At 52.7% G+C, this 3,229-nt stretch carries 5 protein-coding genes; all 5 read left to right on the plus strand.

Annotated features, from left to right (window positions below; all coding sequences use genetic code 11):
- Nucleotides 1-186: 16S rRNA (guanine(527)-N(7))-methyltransferase RsmG (locus JRI95_16790; GenBank protein ID MBW2063202.1), on the plus strand; the 186-nt coding region annotated here is incomplete at its 5' end.
- A 253-nt stretch (nucleotides 187-439) separates the two neighbouring features.
- A complete protein-coding gene (locus JRI95_16795; GenBank protein ID MBW2063203.1) occupies nucleotides 440-1,201 on the plus strand; it encodes a ParA family protein in 762 nt (253 codons plus the stop codon).
- A 4-nt stretch (nucleotides 1,202-1,205) separates the two neighbouring features.
- Nucleotides 1,206-2,066: a ParB/RepB/Spo0J family partition protein gene (locus JRI95_16800; protein ID MBW2063204.1), complete on the plus strand. Its 861-nt coding sequence runs from the start codon at nucleotides 1,206-1,208 to the stop codon at nucleotides 2,064-2,066.
- A gap of 294 nt (nucleotides 2,067-2,360) precedes the next feature.
- Nucleotides 2,361-2,774: a hypothetical protein gene (locus JRI95_16805; protein ID MBW2063205.1), complete on the plus strand. Its 414-nt coding sequence runs from the start codon at nucleotides 2,361-2,363 to the stop codon at nucleotides 2,772-2,774.
- Nucleotides 2,775-2,805: 31 nt separating this feature from the next.
- On the plus strand, nucleotides 2,806-3,153 hold the full coding sequence (locus tag JRI95_16810) for a TIR domain-containing protein (GenBank protein MBW2063206.1): 348 nt from the start codon (nucleotides 2,806-2,808) through the stop codon (nucleotides 3,151-3,153).
- Nucleotides 3,154-3,229: the final 76 nt, after the last annotated feature.

A 3,229-nucleotide genomic window follows, 5' to 3' on the forward strand; every position in this document is an offset into this window, starting at 1 on the left:
CTGGCCAGGCCCTTTCTGGGCAGCCGCGGAACCATCCTGGCCTACAAGGGCCCGCGAGCCGAAAAGGAGCTCAAAGAGGCCGAACAGGTCCTGACCGCGCTGGGACTTACACTGGCCCGCCAGGAAAGGTTCAGACTGCCGTTCTTGGGCCATTGTCGCATCCTGCTTTTTTTTAAGGGGATTTGATTGTATTTTTGCTCAGGGGGGAACTTTTTAGTAAAATTTTCGTCAACCCCCCCTGAAACCCCCTTCAAAAACTTTAAGCAGGCTGCGGCGGCGAGTACCGCCGCAGCCCTGACAGTTTTTTTGGGAGAGGGGTTCCCCCAACCAAATGTTTCACGTGAAACATATTTTTTCTTTTCAAGCCCTCTTCAGATGTGGTACTATGGACCGAAGAAGGACAATTGATATAACTACTTAAAATTATTATAAAATTTCTATGAGCCAGATTATCACCATCGCCAACCAGAAAGGCGGCGTCGGTAAAACCACCACCGCGGTCAACCTGGCCGCCTGCCTGGCTGCGGCTGAAAAAACAGTCCTGCTCATTGACGCCGACCCCCAGGCCAACGCCACCAGCGGCCTGGGTATTGACCGGGAAAACATCCCTTACTCGCTCTATCACTTCCTGATCCAGGACCTTGAACTGGACCAGGTGGCTCAGCCGACCCCTCTGCCCGGGCTGACCCTTATCCCGGCCAGCCAGGACCTTATCGGTGCGGAGGTTGAACTGATCGGCCAGCCCGGGCGCCAGAATTTTTTAGCGCGCAAGCTTCAGCCCCTGGACGGGCAGTTCGACTACCTGGTCATTGACTGCCCGCCCAGCCTCCAGCTCATGACCATCAACGCCCTGTGCGCGGCCCAGGACCTGCTCATCCCGCTCCAGTGCGAGTACTACGCCCTGGAGGGCCTGTCGCAGCTCATCCGGACCTTTCGCCTCATCCGCCAGAGGTTCAACCAGCGGCTGCGCATCCTGGGCATCCTCCTGACCATGTTTGACACGCGGAACCGCTTGTCGCATCAGGTGGCAGAGGAGGCGCGCCGGCACTTCCCCGACCGGGTTTTTAAGACCGTTATTCCCCGCAACGTGCGGCTGTCGGAAAGCCCGAGTCACGGGCTGCCCATTATCCTTTACGATATCCGCTCCAGCGGGGCCAGCGCTTACCTGGCCCTGGCCAGGGAAATTCTGAAGAAAAGGTAGCGACATGGCCAAGAAAAAAGGACTGGGCCGCGGCCTGGAGGCCCTGATCGAAGGCCTGGACGAGGACCTCTCCCTGTCTGGAAGCCTTTTCGAGGTCTCTCTGGACAAGATAGCTTCCAACCCCTTTCAGCCCAGGGTGACGTTTAAGGAAAAGGACCTCAGGGCCTTAGCCGAATCCATCAAGAATAAAGGGGTCTTAGCGCCTCTGATGGTGCGGCGTCTGGATTCCGGCCAGTACGAGCTCATCGCGGGCGAACGCCGCCTCCGCGCCGCCAGGGCCGCCGGTCTGACCAGTGTGCCCGTCATTGTCCGGGAGGCCACGCGGGCCGAGTTGCTGGAGATCGCGCTCATAGAAAACCTGCACCGGGAGGACCTGGACCCCATTGAGGAGGCTGAGGCCTACCGCCGGCTCATGGAGGAGTTCAGCCGCACTCAGCAGGAGGTCGCCGACCTCACCGGCCGCGACCGCTCCACCACCGCCAACCTCCTGCGCCTGTTGAACCTCCCGGAAGCGGTCCAGCAGGACGTGCGCCAAGGCAGACTCAGCATCGGCCATGCCCGCGCCCTCCTGGCCCTGGAACGGCCCAAGATCATCCTCGAGGTGCGGGAGAAGATCCTCAAAGAAAGGCTTTCCGTGCGCCAGACCGAGGCCCTCGTCAAAAAAATCCTCAAGCCCCCGCCCTCAAAACAGATTATCAAGCCGGACGAGCTTTACTTTCAGGCCCTGGCCGAACAGCTTACCCGCAAACTGGGCGCCAAGGTCAATCTCTACCGCAAAGGCAAACAAGGCCGCATCGAAATCACCTTTTCCTCAGACGAAGAACTGGAAAGACTGCTCAAGTTTTTTAGGGCAGGGGAAGGCTAGGACCTAACGTTTAACTGGCAAAATTTTAGTCAAGAGGTTTCGATCTTAAAAAATTGTTACCAAAAATTATTGAATTTTTTTCTGGTATCTGTAATCATGAATGATATCCAAGTTTGATGTTTGGTAAGAAGGCTTAAAAGAGGGAACCTCTAGAAAACGGAAGGTTAATTTGGGTAGTTTTAATTTTGAGATAAAACAGCTTATCCCTAGATTTTTTATTGTAAAAACAAATACTTGGCAATTAAGTGTACTGTCCTCCGAATTTAGAATTTACATCGGCCAACGAGAATGAAAATGGAAAAAAAACTGAAACATCTTGAAATGCTGCAAGCCGTCATTAGCAGGATGGCGAGGAACTCGTTTCTGCTGAAAGGATGGAATGTGGTACTGGTGTCGGCGATTTTCGCGTTGGCTTCAACCGAATCGAAATCAGCGCTGGTTTTTCTGGCCTATCTGCCTGCGACGGTCTTCTGGCTGTTGGATGGTTATTTCCTTCGGCAAGAGCGATTGTTCCGCAAACTCTATGATAAGGTCAGGTCAATGGGCGAGGACGAAATCGACTTTTCTATGAACACTTCACCGGTCGAAACTCAGGTGGCATCATGGTTGCGGGTGACATCCTCAAGGACATTGCTTCTGTTCCACGGCGCAATACTCCTAACCATAACCGCCGTTTGGCTTGTTCCAGCGGTGTTCAGATGTATATGAAAAACGTAATTCACAAAATAGGAGAATAATCATGGCAAGACGTGTGTATTTCAGCTTCAAGTACAAACAAGATGTATCACGAGCAATGGTGGTCCGAAATAGTTGGGTCACACAGGGAAAGGAAGTCGCTGGATTTATTGATGCGGCCGATTTTGAGGAATTAAAGAAAAAAGGCGATGATGCGATTCGAAATTGGATCAATGCCCAGTTAGAAGGAACATCAGTGACTGTTGTTCTAGTGGGTGAAAAAACTTGCTCTAGCCGTTGGGTGAAATACGAAATAACGAAAAGCATTGAGCGTGGAAACGGCTTGCTCGGCATTGATATAAACAAAATCGGAGGTACACGTTCAGGGGGTTTTGAGATAATCTATTCTTGAGCCACCCATTTTAGATTTGGTTTTTGATCTTTGAAAAAAGAACCGATGGCCTCCACCAAGATGGGGAAAGTGGCCA

The sequence above is a fragment of the Deltaproteobacteria bacterium genome, from assembly GCA_019308995.1.
Lineage (GTDB): Bacteria > Desulfobacterota > Desulfarculia > Adiutricales > JAFDHD01 > JAFDHD01.

Excerpts from the sequence above, each read along its gene's own strand:
- JRI95_16795 (MBW2063203.1), top strand. The coding sequence starts at position 440 with ATGAGCCAGATTATCACCATCGCCAACCAGAAAGGCGGCGTCGGTAAA.
- JRI95_16810 (MBW2063206.1), top strand. The coding sequence starts at position 2,806 with ATGGCAAGACGTGTGTATTTCAGCTTCAAGTACAAACAAGATGTATCA.
- JRI95_16800 (MBW2063204.1), top strand. The coding sequence starts at position 1,206 with ATGGCCAAGAAAAAAGGACTGGGCCGCGGCCTGGAGGCCCTGATCGAA.
- JRI95_16805 (MBW2063205.1), top strand. The coding sequence starts at position 2,361 with ATGGAAAAAAAACTGAAACATCTTGAAATGCTGCAAGCCGTCATTAGC.